Here is a 23,324-nt window from a genome sequence, read left to right on the forward strand (position 1 = left end):
CCTGACACGAGGTTATGGCGCCCCAAGCGCTACGAGAGAGCAGCCGATGCCGGCTGCTCCTTTTTGATTTGGGCAGCTTCGCGTTCGAAGTGCGTGCGCGTTACCGGCCCGCCGCGAGATAATCGCTGAGCGCCGACACGATCAGCCGGTGATCGCCGTCCCCGGGCAGGCCGGAGACGGCGATCGTGCCGATCGCGCCCGCGCCGCGAACGCGGATCGGAAAAGCGCCGTTATAAGGCGCATACAAGGACGGATCGAGCAGATAGCGCTCGGCGATCGTCCGGCCCGCCGCGCGCAGCTCGATTTCCATCCGGTAGGAGCTGCATAGGAAGCGTTCGGCGACCCGCGCTTTCCGGGCCGCCCAGTCGTCGTTATCGGCCGAGGTTCCCGGACAGGCGTAATGGAAGAGCTGCTGGGGACCCCGCCGGATGTCGATCGTCACGGCTTGCCCCGCCGCCATCGCCCGGTTGGCGAGTTCGAGTCCGAGCCGCAGGGCGGTTTCGTTCGTGAACGCTTCAAATTGCAGCTCGTCCTCTTCCCGCGCCAGCGCGTCGAGCAATTCCGCGTCCTTCATCGTCCCGCTCATAGCGCGATTCCGAGTTCCGCGGCGACGCCGGAGAGATAGGCCGCCGCTTCGCGGTAGTCTTCGTTCGTCGCCAGATGCTCGATCACGAGCGGCGTATCGGGATGCAGCCGGTTCAGCTCGGCCAGGAATGTCCGGTAATCGAGCCGGCCGAGTCCCGGCCGCACTTCGTCCAGCCGCACGGTCAAGGTTCCGCGCAGCAGGATGTCTTTGGCGTGGCAGTTGCGAATGTACGGTCCGAGCTTGGCGAAGAAGTCGCGGATGATGTCGCCGTTGCTGTAATAGGCGCGGGGGCTGCTGATGATGTTGACCGGATCGAAATGCACGCCGAAGCCCGGCCGGTCGATCGATCGCACCAACGACAGGTAGGCGTCCGCGGAATCCGGCAAAGCCCACGGCATCATCTCCAGCGCGAAGACCGTTCGTACCGGCTTGACGGCGTCGATGATCTCGCGGACCGTATCCACGATGAGCGCGTAGGTGTCCTCGGAGAAATTATCGGGGTCCGGACCGTCCCATTGTTCGCCGCGCGAGCCCGAGATATTGACGCAGCAGCGCGCGCCGATGCGATCGGCCAGCGCGAGCCGCCGTTGGCAATAATCGACGGCCTGCCGTCTCGTCTCGTCGTCCCGGCTGATCGGATTGCTCCAGGCGCCGACTTCGGCGATCAGGATGTCGTGCCGCCGCGCCATCGCCATGTACGCGTCGAGCTCGGAATCGTCTTCATCGCCGCCGATCGGGCAGGTTGCCGCGCGGAAGCCCGCTTCCTTCAAAGCCGCTGCCCAATTTTCCGGATTTTTGTGCTGCAAGAACACTTGACCGCCAAGGCGCATTGTGATCCCGTCCTTTGTTAAGAGTATCGGCTGGAAGGAGCCTTCAAACTGTGTTTAGCATATCATAAACACGCGTTTATGCAACATTTTTCGTGGTAATAATGGTTAAAATGCCAGCCTTTATGCGAAAAATATTGACAATCGAGAAACCGGATGTGTATCATTACTGCGTAAACACGCGTTCATGGTAAAGGATGGTTGAATGAAAAAGACGGACATCAACAGCACGGAGATTGCTCGGCTAGCCGGGGTTTCCAGAAGCACGGTAAGCCGGGTCATCAACAATTACGCCAATGTGCCTCCGGAAACGCGTGACAAGGTCCTGAAAGTAATCGAAGAGCATAATTATTTCCCGAACGCCTCCGCCCAAGTGCTCGCCGGCAAGCGTTCCCGCACGATCGGGCTCTTCATGATCGAGCAAGGCAGGGTATCCGGCGACATCTTGACCAATATGCTCATCGTAAGCGTCATCGAGTGCGCCTCCGAATACGGCTATTACGTATTGACCCATATTCTCCGCGATGCGAAGGATGCCGAGCTGATCAAGGGGGTCCGGGAGATCTTCTACCAGCGCCGGATCGACGGCGGCATCTTCATCGGGGCGGATAATCCCGAGCCGTTCATCGAGGAATTGATCGCGGAAGGATTCGCGATCGGCGTCGTCGACCAGGAGCTGCCGGAGCATCCGGAGCCGAACCGGATCGTGCTTAATTTCAACAACGACTCGGGGATGAAGCAGGCCGTGGCCTACTTGGCCGGGCTCGGGCATACGAATATCGGCATCATTAACGGCGACATGAAGCGGCTGTCGGGCGTGACCAAGTTCGAGGGCTTCAAGATGGCGATGCGCATGTGCGGCCTGCAGGTGAACCCGAGATGGGTGCTCGACGGCGATTTTAACGAAACGGGCGGCTATGAAGCGATCCAAACGCTGCTGGACCGGCGGGAGGAGTTGCCCACCGCCATCGTGGCGGCCAACGACAGCGTGGCCTTCGGCGCCATCCGGGCGCTCAAGGAACGGGGCCTGCGCGTCCCGGACGACATCTCGATCATCGGCTTCGACGATCACGCGCTGAGCGAGAAGCATCACCCGGCGCTGACGACGATTCGCGTCGACCTCGGCGACATGCTGAAGCGCATGACGGCATACTTGATTACGAAGATCGAGGAGAAATCGCCCGGCGCGAAAGAAATCACGCTCGACTGCAGCCTGGTCGTCCGGGATTCGTGCCGACGAATTTAATCTGCCGGATCCGTTCGATCCCATCCGAATCTTTTGCGTCAAGCGCGTCGTCCCTGCCTGGAATCGACGCGCCTTAAAGACCCGCGGCATCGCCGCGGGTCTTTTCGCGCTGCGGGCAAGGCGCGTCGCAAACGGTTCAAAGCCGGCGCGAAGCCCGCGCGAAGCCTCAACTCGCGGCGCGAAGCCTCGCGAAGCCCGCGCCAACCCCGCGCGACAAGCGCCGCAACATGCGGGCGCGATACAACCGGCCGCGTGCCACACGCCGTACCGGCCGCGGACCTACAGCTCCCGAATCCGGATGCCGCGCCATCTGCAGGCCGCGTTCGGCGCCCAGCGGGCAGCGCCCATGCCGGGATCGTTGTCATGGATTTCGAAGGCGATATGGCCTTTGGCGCCGAGCAGCCCCCGGACCGCGGCGGCGTCGTAAGACGGATGCTGCACGGCGGCCGTGTCCATCTCGGCGATCTTCAGGCCGTTCACGTGAACGGTGATCCGCGGCGACGCTCCTTCCACGCGGATGCGGAACGTATTCCAATCGTCCCACTTCCAGATGGACAGAAATGCCTCGCCCGAGGCGGCATAGTCAAGCAGCGCCGGTTTGTCGGGGGTGAGCGGCTCGATGGAAGCCGCGGGATCCTCCAATCGCAGCCCGGCCGGCCTGCCTAGCTCGTCGTATACGGCGTCCAAGGTAAACGCGATGCCGTGAAAGCCGCCGATGCCGTTGCCGTATAAGCCGCCGATATTGCCGGACCGCCGATGATCGAGCAAAATTTGAAAGCCTTGCGAGCCAAGCGCGGAAGCGCGCACGAGAATGCCGGTATCCGCGGGCCAGTCGGGCCGGGCTTCGACTTCCAATTCGAAATCGCCGTACAAGCCGTCGCTGACCAAATAACCGCCGTATCCGCATCCGGGCGGATCCTGCCGGCCCGCGATCGCGCCGTCCTCGACCGTCCATTTGCCCGACGTCGCCGCCGCCTTCCCGTAAGCGACGCCGTCGATGTCCGGGCTGGGTCCGCCCGGATAGCGGGGGACGGGCAGGCGCGGGACGGCATGCCAGCCCGTAAGCGTGTGTCCGTCGAACAAGGGGCGGAACCCTTCGCCGTTCGTCATCGGTATGACCTCCTTGACGCATGGTGTCTCCCCGGAACGACGCGCGGGCACGAACGGCGACCGCGGACAGCGCTCAATCTGGGAGAAGTTTCAAGTTATTATAACATAAACACGTGTTTATACAATTCAAATTTCGCAACGCGGCCGATTCTTTTGGAAAAACCTTATAATTTAGAGATTGACAGCGCTTTTACGTGTTGTGTATGATGGGTCCGTGGACACGTGTTTATGCCAAGTGAGCAGATTGCTGCCAGTTCATATCGTCTGTCCCGGCCTGTGCCAGACGTCTGGACGGCCGCGGAGCGAAGGGCGGGAATGCGGCAGAATAGCTTGTTTTCGGCATATTTCCGACATTCTGCTTAGTTTGGCAGCAAGCTCGATCGCAGAACAGGGCATGGTTTTCGCGTAAACAGGGGGTCCTGTATCACCAAAAATAAACGCGTGTTTATTGCAAAGATGATAAGGAGGAGTTGTACGTGAAGAAGAGGAAACCCGGAGGCGTCTTACCGCATGTTCTGGCAGGCATGCTCATGGTGTTGGCTCTCTCCGCTTGTTCCGACAATGCGGGCTCGGGGACGGATGGAGCGCAAGAGAACGCGGGGAGTGCCAACGCCGGCATGGATCCTGCGAATCCGCTCGCCCCTTACGACCAGCCGGTCGACATGTCGTGGGCCGTGCAGACGGCGGCCGCTTCCAAGCTGCTGGACGGCGATACGTGGGAGAACAACCGGTGGAGCCAATTGATCAAGGAGAAGCTCAACATCGATCTGAAGGTGGCATTCTCCGCCGACAGCAGCACCGACGCGTACAAAAACAAGCTCAACGCCATCATCGCTTCCGGCGATCTGCCCGATGTGTTCAAGACACAGGACGCGAACGTCTTCCTGCAGCTGGCGCAGAACGGGCAGCTGGCCGATCTGACCGAGGTATTCGACAAGTACGCGTCGGACTCGCTGAAGGCGTACAAGGAACGGTTCGCCGATTCGTTCGCCGGTGCCACCATCGACGGCAAGCTGTACGCCATCCCGCGCATGAACGACAACTTCCATGAAGCGCCGTTCCTGTGGATCCGGGAGGATTGGCTGAAGAACACCAATTCGGAGCCGCCGAAGACGGTCGAGGAGATGGTCGCGCTCGCCGAGAAGTTCGCGACCGGCGACCCGGACGGCAACGGCATCAACGGCGACACGTACGGGCTCGCGCTCAACAAGGATCTGATCCGCCAGAACCATGGCAGCATCCTCGGCCTCGTATCCGCGTTCGGCGTTCCGGGCAGAGACGAGAGCATTTTTTATCGCGACGAGAACGGCAAGATGACGTTCAGCTGGATTCAGCCGGACGTGAAGAAGGCGCTCGCCGTGCTTGCCGACATGTATAAGAAGGGCCTGATCAATAAAGAATTCACGTCCAAGAACGAATCGGCGCTCGTCGAGGACATTACCAGCGGCAAGATCGGGATGGCGTACGGCGCCAACTGGGGCACCTGGTATCCCTACAACAACGTGTACAAGAAGGACGGCGTCATCGTGCACCCGTACGCGATTCCGGCGGAACCGGGCTACGACTACAAAATCGGCATCGAAAGCAACGCCGTCGGCCAGATGACGATGGTCAGCGCGGACTACAAGCATCCCGAAGCGGCGATCAAAATTCTCGACCTGTACGATCAGACCGTCAATTACTCGTCGAAGGAAGATTACCTCAAGTATTGGGCCGACGAGCAGTACCGCCTGTCCCCGCTCTATATCGACCAGCCGGGCGAGGTGTACGCGGCCGACCTGCTGAAGGCGTTCGACAAAGGCTCCCCCGACGGCCTCGCGCCCGCCGCGAAGCCGCTGTACGACTATATCAAGGGCTTCGAGGACGGCTCGCTCGCCAAGGACGACAACGCCTTCGGCACTTGGGGCCAAATGTCCAAGTCGGGCTCGCTGCCCATCGTCCTGAACAAATACATGCCCGATAACGCGATCGTCCAGAGCATCTTGGGCATTCAGCGGCCGGAAGCGTGGCTGACGAACGTGGCGTCGCTCGACACGCTGACGATTACGGCCTTTACCGACATCATCACCGGCGCCAAGCCCGTCGATTCCTTCGACAACTTCGTGCAGCAGTGGCTGAAGGCGGGCGGCCAGCAGACGCTCGACGAGCTGGATGCCATGTATCCGGCGAAATAGCTGCACCCGATGACGAAGCGCGGCCTCGGCCGGACGTTCGGCCGGCACCGCGGCGTCCGCGCTTCGCTTACCATATTAGAAGGCGGTGGCAAAGATGTTCGCGAGCCTGAAACGAAAAGACAAGCTGATGCGGGAGCTGCCGCTCTACGCCATGCTGCTTCCCGCCGTCGTGCTGGTAGCCGTCTACAGCTACGGTTCCATGGCCGGCGTCGTGATCGCATTCCAGAAATTCATCCCGGCGAAGGGGCTGTTCGGCCCTCAGCAATGGGTGGGCTTCAAAAACTTCGATACGCTGTTCTCCATGCCCAACATCGGGCCGGTCATCCGCAATACGGTCGTGATCGCCCTCTCCAAGATGATCGCGGGCGTCATCGTGCCGGTCACGTTCGCGCTGCTGCTGAATGAGGTCCGGAGCCTGCTCGCCAAGCGCGTCTTCCAGACGCTGGTCTATCTGCCGCATTTCTTGTCGTGGGTCATTCTATCCGGCATCCTGATCAACCTGCTCTCGCCGAGCGAAGGGTTCGTCAATGTCCTGCTGACCAAGCTCGGCATGGAGCCGATCTTCTTCCTCGGCGATCCGGACGCGTTCCCGGCCACGATGGTCGTCGCGGACATCTGGAAGAGCTTCGGCTTCGGCTCGGTCATTTACCTCGCGGCGCTGACGGGCATCGATCCCGCGCTGTACGAGGCCGCGGTCATCGACGGCGCGAACCGCTGGCGGCAAACCTGGCACATTACCCTGCCCGGGATCGCCTCGATCGTCGTCCTGATGAGCGTGCTCGGCCTCGCCAACATTCTGAACGGCGGCTTCGACCAGATTTATAACATGTACAGCCCCGTGGTGTATTCCACCGGCGATATTTTGGACACCTTTGTGTTCCGGCTCGGCATCGAGCAGGCGCAGTATTCGCTGTCCACGGCAGCGGGCTTGTTCAAGTCCGGCGTCTCGCTCGTCTTCATCGTGGCATCCTACTACTTGGCCGACAAATTCACCGGCTACAAAGTCTTCTGACGGAGGACAGGACTATGACAATTAAGGCTTCGCTGCCCCGCAGGCTGTTTCTTGCGGCCAACCTGGTATTTTTGCTCCTCGTCGCGCTGCTCTGCGTCGCACCGTTCATTAATCTGCTCGCGGTGTCGTTCTCCGACAAAACCGCGGTCGCGGCGGGCGAGGTGACGTTCTTTCCGGTCGGGTTCACGACGGTCTCGTACGAATTCATCACGAATACGTCGAAGTTCTTCATGTCGCTGCTGATCTCGCTGCATCGTACGGCGCTCGGCGTGCCGATCAATCTCCTGCTGATCATCCTGACCGCGTACCCGCTTTCCAAGTCGAAGACGGATTTCAGGGCGCGCAGCGTGTTCTCCTGGTTCTTCGTCGTGACCATCCTGTTCAACGCCGGCTTGATCCCGACTTACATGGTCGTGAAGAGCACCGGGCTGATCGATTCCATATGGTCGCTCGTGCTGCCCGGAGCGCTGCCCGTGTTCAGCATGCTGGTCGTCATGAACTACATGCGCAGCCTGCCGAAGGAATTGCTGGAGGCGGCCTACATCGACGGCGCGGGCCATGTGCAGACGCTGCTCAGGGTCGTGCTGCCGGTCTCGGCGCCGACGATCGCGACCGTCACGCTGTTCGCCTTCGTCGATCATTGGAACAGCTGGTTCGACGGGATGATCTATATGAACCAGATCGAGAAGTATCCGCTCCAGACGTACTTGCAAACCGTCGTCGTGAATCCGGAGGAATTCATTCGCAACAACACCGACCTGAGCGGCAATCTGTCCAAATACCTGTCGCTCGTCAGCGCGCGGACGACCGGCGCGGCGCAAATGTTTCTCGCGATGATCCCGATTCTGTGCATCTATCCGTACCTGCAGAAGTATTTCACGACCGGGCTTGTGATGGGCAGCGTCAAAGAATAAGCGAAGGGAGCAAGACGATGAAAGTATTCGTAACGGGAGGAACCGGCTTTATCGGCTCGTACGTCGTCAAGGAGCTGCTGGCGCACGGCCACGAGCTGACGCTGCTGGCCCGCAATGTCGGGAAGGTACCGGGCTTCGTCGGTCACGACCGCATCCGGCTGATCGCCGGTTCCATGGAAGATGCCGACGTCATCGCGTCGGCGCTCGCCGGGCAGGACGCCTGCGTGCATGTCGCGCTCGCGTGGCTGGAGGGGACGGCCATGGACAATTTGACGCGCGAAACGGTGCCTTCCGTGCGGCTGTTCCAGCTTGCTGCGGAAGCCGGCGTGCGCAAAATCATCTTCACTTCGTCCATCGCCAGCTTCGGCTCGGCGCCTCACGACGACAGGGGCTATATCAAGCCGGCGTCTTATTACGGCGCCGCCAAAGCCGCTGCGGAAGCGTATCTCCTCGCGATCGCCGCGCAGTACGGGATACAGGCGAATATCGTCCGGCCGGGGTATACGTTCGGCAATCCTTGCGTGGAAGGCGGGCCGCTCTACCCCGACCAGAAGCTGGTCCGGATGGTCCGGAGCGCGCTGGCCGGCGAGGACATGACCTTCGTCAAGAACGACGGCACGCAGTTCATCTGGGCGGGCGACCTCGCGAAGGTATACGCCGAGCTGCTGCATGCGGATACGCTGAACCGCGGCTATTACACGTCCGTCAGCACCGAATTCCGCACGTGGGCGCAGATCGCCGGCATGGCGGTCGAGCTGCTCGGTTCCGGCAGCCGGATTACGCTGGAGGACAAGGGACGTCCCGATCCGGGCGAGCGGCCGATCGACGTGTCCCGGATCGAGGAAACGTTCGGGTTCGCGTTCACGGCGGACGAACGGATGCGAGAGCATTTGCGGTACTTGAGCGAATTGGAAGCGAAGGCGGGCGCGCAAGCCCGCGGGTAAACGAAAGGACGGGATAGCCATGGAAAACAAGATCGGCTTTGAAGGATTCATCCAAATCGCGATCGTCGTGCACGATATTCAGAAGGCCGCCGAGACCTGGGCGGAACTGTTCGGCGTGCCGGTGCCGGAGATTCGCGTGCAGACGCCGTCCCCTAATCCGGACTTGACGTATCGCGGACAGCAGGCACTATACGGCCTCAAGCTGGCGGTGATCCGGGCCGGCGGCTTCGTCATCGAGCTTCACGAGCCGGACGACAACCCCAGCACGTTCCGCGAATTTTTGGACAAACACGGCAACGGCGTGCACCACCTCGGCTTTCAAGTCGGGGAGCGGCGGGACGCAATCGTCGGCGAGCTGGAGCAAATGGGCTACGCGCTGCGGACGGTCGGCTATTATCCCGGCAGCAGCTGGACGATCGTCGATTGCGAGGACGACTTGGGCGTGAATTTGAATATCAAGCCCCGCGCATAGCGGGCTAACAAGCGGGAAGACGAAACCGAAGGAGACGGAACAATGAAACGATCGAACGAGCCGCAACGCGTAGTCAGCATTCTGGAAACGGTCGACGTTCGGACCGGAGAGCGTGTCGCGCACGCCGAATTCGACGAACGGATCGAAGCGCCGAACTGGACGCGGGACGGCAAGCTTCTCTATAACAGCCAAGGCCGCCTCTTCGCGTACGACCTCGACGCGGGCGCCGTGCTGCCGATCGACTCCGGCTTTGCGGACCGGTGCAACAACGACCATGTGCTTTCGCCCGATCACGAGCGATTGGCGGTCAGCCATCATACCCGCGAGGACGGCAAGTCCCGCATCTACATCCTGTCGCTGCGGGGAGGCGAGCCGGTGCTCGTCACGCCGATGGCGCCCAGCTATCTCCATGGCTGGTCGCCGGACGGACGCGCGCTCGCCTACTGCGGGGAGCGGAACGGTGAGTTCGATATTTACGTGATTCCGGCAAGCGGCGGCGTGGAAACGCGGCTGACAAACGCGCCGGGCTTGAACGACGGGCCCGAATATTCCCCGGATGGCCGGCACATCTGGTTCAATTCGGTGCGGACGGGGCTGATGCAGCTGTGGCGCATGAACGCGGACGGAAGCAGCCAAACGCAAATGACGTTCGACGACGACAGCAACAGCTGGTTCCCGCACGTATCCCCGGACGGCCGGACGATCGCGTATCTTGCTTACCGCAAGGGCGACGTCGCCCCGGGCGATCATCCCGCGAACAAGGACGTCGAAATCCGGCTCATGCCGAGCGAAGGCGGCGCGCATCGCACGCTGGCGAGCTTGTTCGGCGGTCAAGGCACGCTTAACGTCCATTCCTGGTCGCCCGACGGCAGCCGGCTGGCGTTCGTCAGCTACCGGCTCGTGGATTAGCACAAGCCCGGTGCCGGGCAGCCCGATCATGAACAGGAGGAGTACACATGGAAAAGGGTATATTGGGAGCGCCGTTCGTCTGTCAGATCGCGATGATCGTGCGCGACGCGCAGAAGGCGGCGAGCCGCTTCGCGGAACTGCTGAACGTTCCGGTCCCGCAGGTCGTGACGGCCAACGCGGACGGCAGCGATACGGTCACGTACAAGGGGCAGCCGACGGACGGAAGGGTGAAGCTGGCTTTCTTCCATCTGGAGAACGTGGTCGTGGAATTCATCGAGCCGACCGAGGATCCGACGACCTGGAAGGACTTCTTGGACGAGAAAGGACCGGGCGTCCACCATATCGCCTTCAAGGCCAAGGACCGGATGCTCGAAACCGCGGCCGAGCTGGAGCGGTTCGGCTATCCGCTCATTCAGCACGGCAAGAAATACGCCTACCTGGAAAGCACGGAAGAGCTCGGCGTCATCCTCGAGCTGCTCGACATCGATTAAAGCGACGAATGAACAAGGGACAAGGCTGCTCCAACCGGAGCGGCCTTTTTGCGTATGTCATTTTTGATGACATGAGAAAATCGCTTACATGCTCCAATTCGACGTCCGTGTAAGCTTTGTGTTCGTCATATCCTCGTCTGTCTGCGATAGGCCAAACTTGTTTTCCCTGGCCGGACGGCCGCAAACCAGAGCAAAAACGACATATTCCGTATTGTCGCGTCCGATTGTCAATCGCTTTCGGGGCTTGGCGTACAGCGTTTTCAAGGAAATGGCGGAAACTACATATTTACAGCCGTGTCCGCAAGCGGCTATCGTGGAGGATGTCAAGGTCAGCTAAGCTTCCATCAACCTCTAAGGAATCGCGGCTAGCGACACCACAATCCAAGAAGGGAGTGATTCCATGCAGAACACGGAAGCGGTTCCCGCAAGCGCTCCGGCGCCCAGGACGCGGGCGGCGGGACGGCGGTGGCGAAGCATCGCCCGCAACTGGGAGCTGTACGTCTTCGTGGCGCCGGCGTTCTTCTACTTTCTTATTTTCTCGTACGGCCCGATGTACGGCATCCAGATCGCGTTCAAGAATTACGTGCCGACCAAGGGCATCTTCGGCAGCGCATGGACCGGCTTCGATCATTTCGTCCGCTTCTTCCATTCCTATTATTTCTGGGATTTGATCTGGAACACGCTGAGCATTAGCCTGTATGAGCTGGCCGTCGGCTTCCCGATTCCGATCCTCCTGGCGCTCGCCTTTAACGAGGTGCGGACGGGCTTCTTTAAGAAGCTGGCCCAGACGGTGACGTACGCGCCGCATTTCATATCGGTCGTCGTCATGGCCGGGATGATCATCACCTTCCTGTCCCCGTCGACCGGCATGGTCGTCCGCTTGATCGAAGCGCTCGGGTTCGGCAGTCCCGATTTTCTAACCGACCCGCGCTGGTTCAAGACGATGTACGTCTTGTCGGGTGTCTGGCAGAGCGCCGGCTGGGGGACGATCATCTATCTCGCGGCGCTGTCGGGCGTCGATCCGGGGCTGCACGAAGCGGCCGTCATCGACGGGGCCTCGCGCTTCCAGCGCGTGCGCCACATCAACATCCCGACGCTCGTCCCGACGATGACCATCCTGCTCATTCTGAACATGGGAAGCCTGTTCGGCGTCGGCTTCGAGAAGATTCTGCTGCTGCAAAACCCGCTGAACATGGATTCGTCCGACGTCATCTCGACGTTCGTTTACCGCTCGGGCCTCGTGGACGCCCAGTACAGCTTCTCGACGGCGATCGGCCTCTTCAATTCGATCGTTAACGCCGCGCTGCTCGTCCTCGTGAATCAGATCGTCCGCCGGACGAGCGAGAACAGTTTGTGGTAGGAGGAGGTTGCCCATGTTAACGGGCGTGAAAGAAACCGGGCGCGACAAGGCGTTCCTCGTGTTCAATTACTTGTATGTCTTCCTGGCGTTCCTCATCGTGCTGTACCCCGTGGTGTATATCATCAGCGCGTCCGTCAGCGATCCTAAGCTCGTCGCTTCCGGCGCCATGTGGCTGTGGCCGAGGGGCTTTACGTTCGACGGGTACGAACGGGTGTTCCAAAATACGAACATCTGGATCGGCTACGGCAACACGATTCTGTATACGGTCGTGGGCACGACGATCAACCTGGCGGTCACGCTGCCGGCCGCCTACGCGCTGAGCCGCAAAGATTTCGTCGGCCGCCATTTCTTTACCGGCATGTTCATGGTGACGATGTTTTTCGGCGGCGGTCTCGTGCCGACCTACCTGCTCGTGAAGGAGCTCGGCATGGTCGACACGATGTGGGCGATCGTCGTGCCGTCGGCCGCATCGATCTGGAACATTATCGTCTCCCGCACCTTCTTCCAGAGCTCCATCCCGCGGGAGCTGCAGGAAGCGGCCCAAATCGACGGCGCCTCGAACTGGCGGCTGTTCCTCACCATCGTGCTGCCCTTGTCGATGCCGATTATCGCGGTCATGGCGCTGTTCTACGGCGTCGGCAATTGGAATAGCTACTTCTCGGCGCTGATCTATCTGAACGACAACGCCAAATACCCGCTTCAGCTCGTGCTGCGCCAAATTCTCGTGCTGCAGGAGATGAGCGCCCAGGGCGGCGCCGCGCTCGACGCGTCGACGGCTTCGGCGCTAAACAGCAAGGCGGAAATCGCGGCCCTCGTCAGATACGCCGTTATCATCGTGGCGACCGTGCCGGTCGTTCTGGTGTACCCGTTTTTACAGCGGTATTTCGTGCAGGGTGTTATGATTGGCTCTATCAAGGGTTGATCTGGCCATAATCAATTTGAAGGGGGATGTTCGAATGAAAAAACTGCGCAAGGCTTCATCCGTCCTGGTCGGTTTGACCTTGACGGCATCCGTGCTGGCGGCTTGCGGCTCGGCGAACGACAACGAGGGGGCCGCTTCCGATTCGGGCGGCGCGGCGAATGGAAACGGCGCTGCAGCCACGAACGGCGCGGCGGACGCGGAGGGCGTGAAGAAGGACGGCTTTCCGATCGTCGGCAAACCGCTGACGCTGACGATGATGTCCCAGGACGCGGGCGTCGCGGACTGGAAGCAGATGCCCGTCCTGCAGGAGATGGAGAAGCTGACCGGCATTACGTTTACCTACCAGCTGGCGCCCATCGACAGCTTCGCCGCCAAGAAGAACCTGGTGTTCGCGAGCGGCGATCTGCCGGACGTGTTCTACGGCGCCGATCTGAAGCCCGCCGAGCAGGTGACGTACGGCTCGCAAGGCGTGCTGATTCCGCTGGAGAAGTACATCGACGAGGGCTACGCGCCGAACCTGAAAAAGATTTTCGACGAGCATCCGGACATCCGCAAATCGTTCACGACGCCGGACGGCCATATGTACGCGCTGCCGAACATCGATCTCTCCGCGGTCTGGTACCGCAGCCCGATGTGGTACAACGGCAAATTCCTGAAGGCGCTGAACGTGACCGAGCTGCCGAAGACGACGGACGAGCTGTACGACTTCCTGAAGCGCGTCAAGAACGAGGATCCGAACGGCAACGGCAAGCCGGACGAAGTGCCGCTCACGTCGGTCAAGCTGGACGATCTGCGGATGTTCTTCCTCGGCTTCTGGGGCATCTACGACGAGGCCGTCTACGTCGACAAAGCGGGCAAGGTGCATTACACGCCGCAGGAGGAAGGCTATAAAGGCTATCTGACGTTCATGAACCGCCTGTGGAAGGACGATCTGCTCGATCACGAGACGTTCTCCCAGACGCCCGAGCAGAAGAAGGCGAAGGGCCAGAACAACCAGATCGCGCTGTTCAACGACTGGTTCCCGTACTTCACGCTCGGCGGCGAGGCGAGCGGCGACAATCCGATGATGCAGCCGGTCAAGAGCGAAGTGCCGGATTCCCCGGTATACGGCATGCACCCGGGCATTTCCTCCAACGGCACGTTCGCGATCACGAGCAAGAACCCCGCGCCGGAAGCGACGATGCGCTGGATCGACTACCAGTATGGCTACGACGGGGCGACGCTGTTCAGCCAAGGACCGGAGAACACGCTCTGGAAGTATAAGGACCAGGCAACTCACGAGAAGGAGTGGCTGCCGGTTCCGGGCGGCGGAGACCGCGAGGAATACCGCGGCAAGCTGACGCCGAACTACGGCATCCTGACGCCGGGCATGAGCTCGAGCGAGCTGACGAAGGGGCTGCGGAGCGAGTTCGACGACTGGATCGACAAGGAGAACGAGGCAAAGCTGAAGCCGATCGGCAAGGCGCCGTTTCCGAACGTCTACCTGACGAACGACGAGCAGACGGAAGCGACGACGCTGCTGTCCGATCTCGACACGTACGTGCAGCAGATGGAAGCGAAGTTCGTCACGGGGCAGGAGCCGCTCTCCAACTGGGACAAGTATATCGCCCAGATCAAGAAGATGGGCGGCGACCGGATCGCGGAGCTCTATCAAGGCGCTTACGACCGCTGGAACACGGGGAAATAATCCCCGTCCGGCGGCGCGCGAACGCAATACACGCCCGGCCGAAGCGGCCGGGCGTTCGTATCTTCGGAAACGGGCGGGCGTTTACGCCTCCTCCAGCTCCGCGGCCGCTTCCGCCGCGCTTGCGGCGGCGAACAGCTTGCGGTACTGGCCGGGGGTATGGCCGGTTTCCTTCTTGAACTTGCGGATAAAGTTCGGCGCGTCCACGTACCCGACCCGCTGAATGATGTCCTTGAGCGGATCGCCCGTCGTCGCGAGCTCGCGCATGACCTGCTCCAGCCGCCGCTGCCACACGTATTGGACGAAGTTAAGCCCCGTCTTCTCCTTGAAGGAGCGGCTGAGGTGGGACGGCGAGATGCCGAACTCGAAGGCGACCGTCTCGAGGCTCAGGCTCGCGTCGGCGTACTGAACGTCCAGATGCGCGGCGATCCGTTCGATGACGCATTGCTCTTCCTTCCGGTTGCTCTGTTCGACCAGCCGGCACAGCTGGGAACACAGGCCCAGCAGGCCGCGTTCCAGCTCGTCCATGGACTTGCCGTACAGCATGTTCGGCGAGACGTCCTGCAGCAGGCGATGATGGCCGAGCTCGGAGGCGGTCTTCAGAATCGTATTCAGCACGTCGAGGCACATGCACCGCGTGAGCAGCGCCGACTGCTCCGACGTCTGCATGCTCCGGAGCGCGTCCCCGATCATCTGGGCGGCGACGCCGTCATTGCCCTGCTTCAAGCTCTGGGCGAGTTTCATCAGCGTGTTGGAAGGAATCCAGACCGCTTGCTCCGAAGGGTAAGAGAGCTTCTCGAAGTACGTGACGGTGCCGCTGCCGGACGAGACCCGCAGCTCGAACGCCGAGCAGGCTTCGATGAACGACTGGTTCAGCTGATCGGGTCCGGCGTAGCACGTGCCGACGCCGACGACGGGAATGAAGTCGAGCGCTTCCAGCATCGTGCTCCGCACGGCTTCGACGATGCGCCGGACGTGCTCGAACGCTTCCGTCCCGCCGACGGGATCGAAACCGATGATCAGGCCGAATTGATCGAGCTGCGACAGCTCGACGCCATAGCCCTCGGCGTTCAGCGCCGGGAATTCCAGCTGCGCGAGCAGCTCGGCCATCTCCTGGCGCTCCGCTCTGCCAAGCTCGCCGCTCTCCTCCCAGCCGGCCACGATGACGAAGTGCCGGGCCCGGTCGAACGAGAGGCCGAACGCTTCCTGCAGCTCCGGCGCGAGGCTCCGGGCATGGCCGTGCTTCAGCAGCAGGGAGAGGAAATGATTGCGGGCGAACGGCTCCTGCAGGTCGGCGCGCGAGCTGTAGTCCTGCAGCGCGGACCGGATCCGGTCCAGCTCGTTGCGCGATGCCGGCGGCCCGCCTGCCGGCCCGTCCGATTCGGTCTTCGCCGCCGCGAACGCGACGAGCGACGAGATCGGCCGGTATTGCGCCCGGGCGAGCAGCAGCGCGATAGCAGCGCCGGCGGCGACGACGATCGCGAAGAGCATGATGACGAAGCTGCGCACATGAAAGACGCTGCTGAAGAATTGCGCGCTCGGCATGACGGTCACGTACGTCCAGCCGTTCGTGGCCGAGCGTATGGCGACGATCGAATGCGCCTTGCCGTTCAGGTCGCGGGCGGAAATGCCCGGCGTCAGCGTGTCGAACAGGGATTGCGCTTCGGCGTCCGTCAGCGCTTCGCCCTGCCGGTTATCCACCAGCGGGCGGCCCCGGTTGTCGAGAATATATGTTAAGCCCTTGTAATTGCCGAGGGTTGAATCGATCAGGCTCGTCAGCTCCGATTCCTTGATCAGGTACATGACGGTCCCGTGCGGATGCGGATTATTCGGCGTAATCGGATTGAGATAGGCGAGCATCGTTTCCTGCAGCCCGTTCGGCTTGGCCACGCTGTCGGCGGGGCGCATCGTCGGGTACCGGACGTCGTTCAGATCCCGAAGTAGAGTATCCTTGTCCCACTGCCGGAAACGGACGTTCTCGGCGAACACATCGTAATCGTTCAGGCCTTTGCTGGAGTAGATCCGATCGTCGCCGTGGAAGTACAAGTAGAGTTCTCCGATGATGGAGCTGGTCGCCTTGTACTGGTCCAAGGCCGCGATGGCTTCGCCCGCGTAGATCGGATCGTGCACCCGGTAAGCGGTCAGCCGTTTGTCGTAGGAGATGCGGGAGGCGATCTCGCCGAGTTCCTTCATCCGGCCGTCGACGATGACTTTGGCCTGCGTGAGCTGAGCGAGCCGGGCTTGCTCGATTTCGGAGCGAAGGTTGTCGACGGCGTTGCGGTAGACGAACACCGTCAAGCAGACGAGCGGGAGGAGCAAAATGAACAAATACGACCAAATGTAGTTCATGAACAACCGGGATTTAAAGTAGGTCATGCTTCTATTTGCCTGCCTCCTTGCCGAATGGCCTTGCGCCAAGTTGTTTACATGATAGCAACAAAAACGCGGTTTGAACATAGCCCGCACGGAGGGATCGACATGAAACTCGGCGAAGTGCCGGAACCGAAGATCGACTATAACCCCAAACATTATATCTGCAAACGCGCCGCTGGGGCCTTGGTCCTGGACGGCCGCGTCGACAAGCCGTTCTGGGAGGCGGCGGACTGGACGGACGATTTCGTCGACATCGAAGGCGATCTTCGTCCGAAGCCCGCCAAGCGGACCCGGGCCAAGATGCTGTGGGACGACGACTATTTCTATTTCGCGGCGGAGCTGGAGGAAGACCAGATTTGGGCGACGCTGACGGAGCGCGACTCGGTCATTTTCCACGACAACGATTTCGAAATCTTCATCGATCCGGACGGCGACACGCACGGCTATTACGAGTTCGAGATCAACGCGCTGAACACGGTATGGGACCTGCTGCTCCCGAAGCCGTACCGCGACGGGGGACCGGCCGTGAACGGCTGGGATATCGCCGGCTTGAAGACGGCGGTGCATATCGAAGGCGAGCTGAACCGTCCGGGCGCGGACAACCGGAAGTGGAGCGTGGAAGTCGCCATGCCGTGGGACAGCCTGAAGGAATACGCCGCCGAGGGGCGGCCGCCGGTCGCGGGCGACTATTGGCGGGTCAACTTCTCTCGCGTCGAGTGGCGGGCGGAGGTCCGGGACGGCGAGTACCGCAAGACGCTGAATCCCGAGACGGGCCGGCCGTATCCGGAGGACAATTGGGTGTGGTCGCCGATGGGGCTGGTCAACATGCATTATCCGGAGCTGTGGGGCTTCGTCGTGTTCGCGGACGCGAACGGGCCGTCCTCGTTCGCGCTGCCGGCGGACGAACGGATCAAGTGGGCGCTGCGCCGGCTCTATTACAAGGCGCGCAATTACCGCGCGGTTCACGGCGTATATCCGGACGGCGCGGCGCTGCTCGCGGGCGAGACGCGGGAGACCGGGCCGGCCGCGGAGGCCGCCGCGTGCGAGCCCGTCATCGAGACGACGCGCAGCTTGTTCCAGATCACGGCGCCGTCCGCGGACGGGAGCGCGGTTTATTGCATTCGCGAGGACGGAAAATTATGGAAGGAGTCGATTTGAATGGCTATGACGCAGCCCGCCGCGTTTTCGTTGGACGACGCGGCCATGGCGCGCATTGAGCGCAAATTCCAGGAGAAGCGGGCGATCGCGCAGGCCCGGGAGGACGCGCTGTTCGGGGTGTTCCAGGACGCGCTGACGGACGAGGAACGCTGGGCGCTGAAGTATCTGTACGCCTATATGCCGGTCATCGATCTGGCTGATTATGACGGGACGCTGTTTCTGAACCACGTGCGCACGACGCTCGAGATCCGCCGGCGGATGCCTTGGGGCGCGCGGGTGCCGGACCACTTGTTCCTGGCGTTCGTGCTGCCGTACCGGGTGAACACGGAGAACATCGAGGATTCCCGCGGCATGCTGCACGCCGAATTGGCCGGCCGCACGTTGGCGCTGTCGATGGCGGACGCGATTCTGGAGACGAATTATTGGTGCCACGAGAAAGCGACGTACGTCGGCAGCGACCTGCGGACGCTCTCGCCGCTCGGCATGATCCGGAACGCGCGCGGGCGCTGCGGCGAGGAGTCGACGCTGGCCGTCGCCGCGCTGCGGAGCATCGGCATTCCCGCCCGGCAGGTGTACACGCCGCGCTGGGCGCATTGCGACGACAATCACGCATGGGTGGAGGCGTGGGCCGACGGAGCGTGGCATTATTTCGGGGCGTGCGAGCCGGAAGCCCGGCTCGACCAAGGCTGGTTCAGCCCGCCCGCGCGCCGGGCGATGCTGGTCAATACCCGCATCGCCGGGGATTACCCGGGGCCCGAGGACGTGACGCTGGCCGACGCGTGGTACACGGAAATCAATCTGCTGCCGAACTACGCGCCAACGCGGACGCTCACGGTCGTTGCAAGGGACGGGCAGGGTGATGCCGTGCGCGGCGCGCAAGTCAGGTTCGAGCTGTACAATATGGCGGAGTTCTTCCCGATCGCGGCGCTGCCGACGGACGAGCATGGCGAGGCCCGCTTGACGACCGGTTACGGCGACCTGCTCGTTCGGGCGGTGAAGGATGAGTTGTGGGGCGAAGCGTTTGCCTCCGCCGGCGACGGCCGCATCGAGCTCGTGCTCGGCCGCCGGGAGCAGCCCGCCGGCGCGGTCGACGCGGACTTGACGCCGCCGCCCGAGCTTGAGGGCGAGGCCCAGGCGCCGCTGTCCGAAGAAGCGGCCGAGCGGCACCGGCGCCGCCTCGAGGAGGGGACGCGGATTCGCGCCGCGTACGAGGCGTCGTTCCTAAGCGAAGCCGAAGCGGCGGAGCTGGCCGCGGCGGGCGGGCTGCCGGCGGAGCGGGTCTGGGACGTGCTGCGCAAGGCGCGGGGCAACGCCCGGGAGATCGCGGCGTTCCTTCGCGAGCAGGCCGCGGTTCACGGCGAGTGGCCGCTGCGGCTGCTTGAGAGCTTGAACGAGAAGGATCTGACGGATACGCTCTCGTCTTCGCTGACGGATCACCTATTGGGCGCGATGCCGCACCGCAAGGCGTTTCCGGAGGACATCTTTGTCCGCTACGTCCTCTGCCCCCGCGTGCTGCACGAGATGATCGTGCCCTGCCGCGGCTTGTTCGCCGGCGCCTTCGGCGATGAGGAGGCCGCCGTGTTCCGGGCAGCGCCGGACGCGCTGGCGCGCTGGCTGGGCGAGCGCTTCGGCTTGTGGGAGGCGGATGTGCCGAACCTGCAAGGACGGGGCAATCCGGCCGGCAGCTTCCGGCTGATGCGCGGCGACCGGGTCAGCCGGGATATTCTGTTCGCGGCGCTGTGCCGCGCGCTCGGCATTCCCGCCCGGCTTCACCCGAGCGAGCTGAAGCCGCAGTATTGGACGGCCGGTCATTGGGCAGATGCGCTGTACGGCGGCGGGACTGCCGAAGGAGCGGCGAATGGCGAGGCGGCGGGCGTCCGCGGAACGGTGCGCCTCCAGCGGGATCCGGCCGCGGCGCCCGACGCGCCGGAGGCGGCCTACGCCGAGAACTTCACGGTCGCCCGGCTCGCGAACGGCGCGTATGTCACGCTGCTCGATCCGTTCGGCGCCGCCGGCGTCTATGATGCCCCGTTCGAGGCGGGGCCGGGCGAGTACCGGCTGACGACGGGCGTGCGCGCGAAGGACGGCGCCGTGAAAGCGAGGTTATCGTACTTCGCGGTGCGGGCGGGCGAAGAGTCGCAAGTGACGCTGTCCTACCGCAGCGCGGCGGAGGCGCTTCCCGTCTTGGGCACGCTTCCGGCCGACCGCCCGTTCGCGCTCGCGGACGGAACAGCCCGGCGTCTCGGCGAGCTGGCCGGCCGCAAGGGCGCGCTCGTCGCCTGGCTCGAGCCGGAGCGCGAGCCGACGAAGCATTTGCTGCGCGAGCTCGCCGAGCTGGCCGCGCCGTACGCGGCGCTCGGCGCGCCGATCGTGCTCGCCGCCGGCGGCGCAGAGCGGGACGCGGCGTTCGACGCCGCCGCGTATCCGGACTTGCCGGCCTGCGCGGCGTTCGTACGGGACGCGCGGTCGGCGAACTGGGCGGGCGTGAACCCGCAGCCTTCCCGCGAAGCGGGGTACCCGCATCTCTTCGTGGTCGACGAGCAGCTGCGCGTGCGGTACGCGTCTTCGGGTTATCGGATCGGAACGGGGAGGGAAGCGCTGCGGCTCTTGCACGCCATCGCATCCTTCGACATATCTAACGGAGGTGAGAACGCATGACCAAGCAACCATATATCAAGGCCGGCTACGTCGTGGACGGGAAGCTCCCGTCGCTGCGGCCGGAAGATTTGGCAAAGCTGACCCATCTGAACATCGCCTTCGGCCACGTGCGCGAAGACGAGATTCGGACGGATCACTTGAAGCATCTGGACCGATTGCGCGTGATCAAGCGGGATTATCCGGAGCTTCGCCTCCTGCTGTCCGTCGGCGGCTGGGGCGCGGGCGGGTTCTCGGAAGCCGCGTCGACGGAGGCAGGGCGGGCGAGCATGGCCGCCTCGGCAGTGCGCGCGCTGGCGGAGCATCCCTTCGACGGTATCGATCTCGACTGGGAGTATCCGTGCTACGGCGTAGCGGGCATCGCCTCGAGTCCGGAGGATAAGGGGAATTTCACCCTGCTGCTTCGGGCGATCAGGGAAGCACTGGATCTGAAGGGCGCGGAGGACGGGAAGCGGTACCTGCTGACGATTGCCGCGGGAGCCGACGCGTATTACGTGGACGGAACGGAGATGCGCGAAGCGCAGCACGTGCTGGACTTCATCCAGCTGATGACCTATGACATGCGCGGCGGCTTCCAAATCTCGACCGGACATCACACGAATCTGTATACGCCGGACGGGGATTTGTTCCGCATCAGCGCGGATGCGTCGGTACGGCTGTTCGCGGAGGCGGGCGTGCCGAAGGAGAAACTGGTGATCGGCGCGGCGTTCTACTCCCGCATCTGGAACGGCGTGCCCAACCGGGCGAACGGGCTTCATCAGATGGCGGCCGGCACCGGCGGCTATGGCCCCGACTTCACAGTGCTGGCCGCGGACTATATCGGCAAGAACGGCTACGTCCGCCATTGGGACGGACAGGCTTGCGCGCCGTATCTGTTCGACGGAAGCCGGTTCATCTCGTACGACGACGAGCAATCGATCGCGTGCAAGTGCGATTACGTGATCGCGAACGGTTTGGCCGGCATCATGTTCTGGGAATACAGCTGCGACGACACGGGCCGGCTGATCGACGCGATGCACCGCGGGCTTCGTTGAACGGCGCCGCGGGAAGGGCGCGATAGGCGCACCCGGCTCGCGGGCGAGACGCAGTGACGGGCGATGAGTATGCGAGGACGGGACTGTTCCATAGCCGTGAGGCTTGGCGCAGTCCTTTTTCAAATTCGTATTGGTGGAAAATGGCGTTATTATTTGGCAAGCGTTTACAGTTACTGGGACCTTGACGCTAGGTATTCGGATTTGCCATACTAATGGGATGGAAAATCGAAAATCACAAATCATCCGGTATACGGAATCGCTTATTCAACACAAAGGCTACGCCGCTTTCAGTTATGACGACCTGGCCAAGCATTTCGGCGTCACGAAAGCGAGCATTCACTATCATTTCGAGAAGAAGGAGGATCTGGGGCTTTCCGTATTGGAACGGCTCTATCAGCGGCTGGCCGAGTTTTCGTCGCGAGTGGCGGTCTCGCAGGAGCCGGTCGAGGAGAAGCTGGTGCGGTTCACCAAGCTGCAAATGGAGGAGTTCGCGGACAATGTCATTTGCCCGATTTCCTCGCTGCAGGCCGATTTCGAGCTGCTGCCCGATAGCATGAAGGAGAAGCTCCAGGCAATCAGCCGTCTGGAGCTGAGCGTGATGCAAGACATCATCTCCGATAGAACGTCCTGCCTCAAGACCGATTCGCGCGCGGTCGCGCTTGCCGTGCTGGCTGCCATCAAAGGCTCGCTGCAATATCGGCGTGTCATATCGGAAAATTTTCTGCCCGACATTTTAAACGGCATTTGCCGGATTTTGACGAAACCATAGCGGCGCAATGCCGCGCCCGCGTAACGGACTGCCCCGAAGGGGCGGTCTTTTTTTTTACAGGTTTTTCCGGATACGCGTGCGCATGTATAGACCGTTGGCGGCGGAACCGGCTCCAGCCGCCGACACCATTGTGATTAAATGTAACACATCTTTCGGGATTACAGGCTTGCTTTTCACAGATGTTTAAAAACAGATGTTTAAAAAAATAAATTTATTGACTCTCATAAATGGATTTATATATAATTTTCTCAGAATTTGGACGGATTTTGTCATAATATCTGACACCATATTCGATCTTCAGACGCAAGCCTTGTGAACTTCGGGGGAGGTCAATCGCTCGATAGGGACCGTAGGCACGCACATCCGAGACTAAGGGGGGATCGCATTCCCAATTCGAGCTGATGATTTTTAGCGTCCTGCGCGGCAGGCTGCGTCCGTAGCCCTCGTTTTTTCTCCTTATTTACAAGATGGTCACATTTTCACCGCGCCTTTCCACGAATCGCGCGAATCTTGTCGTGACGTCCATCATCCTAGCAATCTATTTAGATCCTGATTGATAGTTTGAACCGGCGTCTGATCCGCTATTTAGTTTGGCGAACTATGTATTTCTTGTTTGCCCCGGAGTCCCGCGCTGCATGTTCTTCATCCTGACCGGCCATTACCGCGAGTGGGACGGGCACCGGC

The 23,324-nt window shown here is 61.8% G+C and carries 19 protein-coding genes; 15 read left to right on the forward strand and 4 right to left on the reverse strand.

The window, feature by feature from the left end; translation table 11 throughout:
* Positions 1–100 precede the first annotated feature (100 nt).
* On the reverse strand, positions 101–586 hold the full coding sequence (locus ACFPB1_RS16940) for a heme-degrading domain-containing protein (RefSeq protein WP_379227286.1): 486 nt from the start codon (positions 584–586) through the stop codon (positions 101–103).
* A complete protein-coding gene (locus ACFPB1_RS16945; RefSeq protein WP_379227313.1) occupies positions 583–1,398 on the reverse strand; it encodes a sugar phosphate isomerase/epimerase family protein in 816 nt (271 codons plus the stop codon). The genes ACFPB1_RS16940 and ACFPB1_RS16945 overlap by 4 nt, the downstream gene beginning before the upstream one ends.
* 220 nt (positions 1,399–1,618) lie before the next feature.
* On the opposite strand from ACFPB1_RS16945, the gene ACFPB1_RS16950 reads away from it, so the two are divergent.
* Positions 1,619–2,659 carry a LacI family DNA-binding transcriptional regulator gene (locus ACFPB1_RS16950; RefSeq protein ID WP_379227287.1) on the forward strand — a complete coding sequence of 347 codons (1,041 nt, stop codon included), beginning with the start codon at positions 1,619–1,621 and terminating at the stop codon, positions 2,657–2,659.
* A 279-nt stretch (positions 2,660–2,938) separates the two neighbouring features.
* Here ACFPB1_RS16950 and ACFPB1_RS16955 read toward each other — a convergent pair whose 3' ends face one another.
* Complete coding sequence (locus ACFPB1_RS16955) at positions 2,939–3,769, reverse strand: 3-keto-disaccharide hydrolase (protein WP_379227288.1); 831 nt, start codon at positions 3,767–3,769, stop codon at positions 2,939–2,941.
* Between the two features lie 617 nt (positions 3,770–4,386).
* Here ACFPB1_RS16955 and ACFPB1_RS16960 point away from each other — a divergent pair.
* From ACFPB1_RS16960 to ACFPB1_RS17005, 10 genes are all read left to right on the forward strand, one after another.
* A complete protein-coding gene (locus ACFPB1_RS16960; RefSeq protein WP_379227289.1) occupies positions 4,387–5,943 on the forward strand; it encodes an extracellular solute-binding protein in 1,557 nt (518 codons plus the stop codon).
* Between the two features lie 94 nt (positions 5,944–6,037).
* Positions 6,038–6,955, forward strand: coding sequence for an ABC transporter permease (locus tag ACFPB1_RS16965; RefSeq protein ID WP_379227290.1), 918 nt, complete (start codon positions 6,038–6,040; stop codon positions 6,953–6,955).
* 14 nt (positions 6,956–6,969) lie between these two features.
* On the forward strand, positions 6,970–7,869 hold the full coding sequence (locus ACFPB1_RS16970) for a carbohydrate ABC transporter permease (RefSeq protein WP_379227291.1): 900 nt from the start codon (positions 6,970–6,972) through the stop codon (positions 7,867–7,869).
* Positions 7,870–7,886: 17 nt separating this feature from the next.
* Positions 7,887–8,813 (forward strand): NAD-dependent epimerase/dehydratase family protein, encoded by a 927-nt coding sequence (locus tag ACFPB1_RS16975; protein WP_379227292.1) that lies wholly within the window; start codon positions 7,887–7,889, stop codon positions 8,811–8,813.
* A 19-nt stretch (positions 8,814–8,832) separates the two neighbouring features.
* Positions 8,833–9,285, forward strand: a complete 453-nt coding sequence (locus ACFPB1_RS16980) for a VOC family protein (RefSeq protein WP_379227293.1) — start codon at positions 8,833–8,835, stop codon at positions 9,283–9,285.
* A gap of 42 nt (positions 9,286–9,327) precedes the next feature.
* Positions 9,328–10,194 carry a TolB family protein gene (locus tag ACFPB1_RS16985; RefSeq protein WP_379227294.1) on the forward strand — a complete coding sequence of 289 codons (867 nt, stop codon included), beginning with the start codon at positions 9,328–9,330 and terminating at the stop codon, positions 10,192–10,194.
* Positions 10,195–10,241: 47 nt separating this feature from the next.
* Positions 10,242–10,685, forward strand: coding sequence for a VOC family protein (locus tag ACFPB1_RS16990; protein ID WP_379227295.1), 444 nt, complete (start codon positions 10,242–10,244; stop codon positions 10,683–10,685).
* A gap of 400 nt (positions 10,686–11,085) precedes the next feature.
* Entirely contained in the window at positions 11,086–12,045 is a 960-nt protein-coding gene (locus tag ACFPB1_RS16995) for an ABC transporter permease (RefSeq protein ID WP_379227296.1), read from the forward strand.
* Positions 12,046–12,058: 13 nt separating this feature from the next.
* Positions 12,059–12,967, forward strand: a complete 909-nt coding sequence (locus tag ACFPB1_RS17000) for a carbohydrate ABC transporter permease (protein WP_379227297.1) — start codon at positions 12,059–12,061, stop codon at positions 12,965–12,967.
* A 34-nt stretch (positions 12,968–13,001) separates the two neighbouring features.
* Positions 13,002–14,654, forward strand: coding sequence for an ABC transporter substrate-binding protein (locus ACFPB1_RS17005; RefSeq protein WP_379227298.1), 1,653 nt, complete (start codon positions 13,002–13,004; stop codon positions 14,652–14,654).
* A gap of 81 nt (positions 14,655–14,735) precedes the next feature.
* Here ACFPB1_RS17005 and ACFPB1_RS17010 read toward each other — a convergent pair whose 3' ends face one another.
* Positions 14,736–17,027, reverse strand: a complete 2,292-nt coding sequence (locus ACFPB1_RS17010) for a helix-turn-helix domain-containing protein (protein ID WP_379227299.1) — start codon at positions 17,025–17,027, stop codon at positions 14,736–14,738.
* 102 nt (positions 17,028–17,129) lie between these two features.
* Between ACFPB1_RS17010 and ACFPB1_RS17015 the strand changes: the two genes are divergently transcribed.
* From ACFPB1_RS17015 to ACFPB1_RS17030, 4 genes are all read left to right on the forward strand, one after another.
* Positions 17,130–18,182 carry a carbohydrate-binding family 9-like protein gene (locus ACFPB1_RS17015; RefSeq protein ID WP_379227300.1) on the forward strand — a complete coding sequence of 351 codons (1,053 nt, stop codon included), beginning with the start codon at positions 17,130–17,132 and terminating at the stop codon, positions 18,180–18,182.
* Complete coding sequence (locus tag ACFPB1_RS17020) at positions 18,183–20,840, forward strand: transglutaminase domain-containing protein (protein WP_379227301.1); 2,658 nt, start codon at positions 18,183–18,185, stop codon at positions 20,838–20,840.
* On the forward strand, positions 20,837–21,871 hold the full coding sequence (locus ACFPB1_RS17025; protein ID WP_379227302.1) for a glycoside hydrolase family 18 protein: 1,035 nt from the start codon (positions 20,837–20,839) through the stop codon (positions 21,869–21,871). The genes ACFPB1_RS17020 and ACFPB1_RS17025 overlap by 4 nt, the downstream gene beginning before the upstream one ends.
* 103 nt (positions 21,872–21,974) lie before the next feature.
* Positions 21,975–22,640 (forward strand): TetR/AcrR family transcriptional regulator, encoded by a 666-nt coding sequence (locus tag ACFPB1_RS17030; RefSeq protein ID WP_379227303.1) that lies wholly within the window; start codon positions 21,975–21,977, stop codon positions 22,638–22,640.
* The last annotated feature ends 684 nt before the right edge of the window (positions 22,641–23,324 follow it).

The organism is Paenibacillus sp. GCM10023250, assembly GCF_042653205.1.
In the GTDB taxonomy this organism is placed as follows: domain Bacteria; phylum Bacillota; class Bacilli; order Paenibacillales; family Paenibacillaceae; genus Paenibacillus_Z.

What these genes read in the sequence shown, in the direction of transcription:
- ACFPB1_RS16940 (WP_379227286.1), bottom strand. Translation starts at nt 586, where the DNA reads ATGAGCGGGACGATGAAGGACGCGGAATTGCTCGACGCGCTGGCGCGG.
- ACFPB1_RS16950 (WP_379227287.1), top strand. Translation starts at nt 1,619, where the DNA reads ATGAAAAAGACGGACATCAACAGCACGGAGATTGCTCGGCTAGCCGGG.
- ACFPB1_RS16955 (WP_379227288.1), bottom strand. Translation starts at nt 3,769, where the DNA reads ATGACGAACGGCGAAGGGTTCCGCCCCTTGTTCGACGGACACACGCTT.
- ACFPB1_RS16960 (WP_379227289.1), top strand. Translation starts at nt 4,387, where the DNA reads ATGGATCCTGCGAATCCGCTCGCCCCTTACGACCAGCCGGTCGACATG.
- ACFPB1_RS16965 (WP_379227290.1), top strand. Translation starts at nt 6,038, where the DNA reads ATGTTCGCGAGCCTGAAACGAAAAGACAAGCTGATGCGGGAGCTGCCG.
- ACFPB1_RS16970 (WP_379227291.1), top strand. Translation starts at nt 6,970, where the DNA reads ATGACAATTAAGGCTTCGCTGCCCCGCAGGCTGTTTCTTGCGGCCAAC.
- ACFPB1_RS16975 (WP_379227292.1), top strand. Translation starts at nt 7,887, where the DNA reads ATGAAAGTATTCGTAACGGGAGGAACCGGCTTTATCGGCTCGTACGTC.
- ACFPB1_RS16980 (WP_379227293.1), top strand. Translation starts at nt 8,833, where the DNA reads ATGGAAAACAAGATCGGCTTTGAAGGATTCATCCAAATCGCGATCGTC.
- ACFPB1_RS16985 (WP_379227294.1), top strand. Translation starts at nt 9,328, where the DNA reads ATGAAACGATCGAACGAGCCGCAACGCGTAGTCAGCATTCTGGAAACG.
- ACFPB1_RS16990 (WP_379227295.1), top strand. Translation starts at nt 10,242, where the DNA reads ATGGAAAAGGGTATATTGGGAGCGCCGTTCGTCTGTCAGATCGCGATG.
- ACFPB1_RS16995 (WP_379227296.1), top strand. Translation starts at nt 11,086, where the DNA reads ATGCAGAACACGGAAGCGGTTCCCGCAAGCGCTCCGGCGCCCAGGACG.
- ACFPB1_RS17000 (WP_379227297.1), top strand. Translation starts at nt 12,059, where the DNA reads ATGTTAACGGGCGTGAAAGAAACCGGGCGCGACAAGGCGTTCCTCGTG.
- ACFPB1_RS17005 (WP_379227298.1), top strand. Translation starts at nt 13,002, where the DNA reads ATGAAAAAACTGCGCAAGGCTTCATCCGTCCTGGTCGGTTTGACCTTG.
- ACFPB1_RS17010 (WP_379227299.1), bottom strand. Translation starts at nt 17,027, where the DNA reads ATGACCTACTTTAAATCCCGGTTGTTCATGAACTACATTTGGTCGTAT.
- ACFPB1_RS17015 (WP_379227300.1), top strand. Translation starts at nt 17,130, where the DNA reads ATGAAACTCGGCGAAGTGCCGGAACCGAAGATCGACTATAACCCCAAA.
- ACFPB1_RS17020 (WP_379227301.1), top strand. Translation starts at nt 18,183, where the DNA reads ATGGCTATGACGCAGCCCGCCGCGTTTTCGTTGGACGACGCGGCCATG.
- ACFPB1_RS17025 (WP_379227302.1), top strand. Translation starts at nt 20,837, where the DNA reads ATGACCAAGCAACCATATATCAAGGCCGGCTACGTCGTGGACGGGAAG.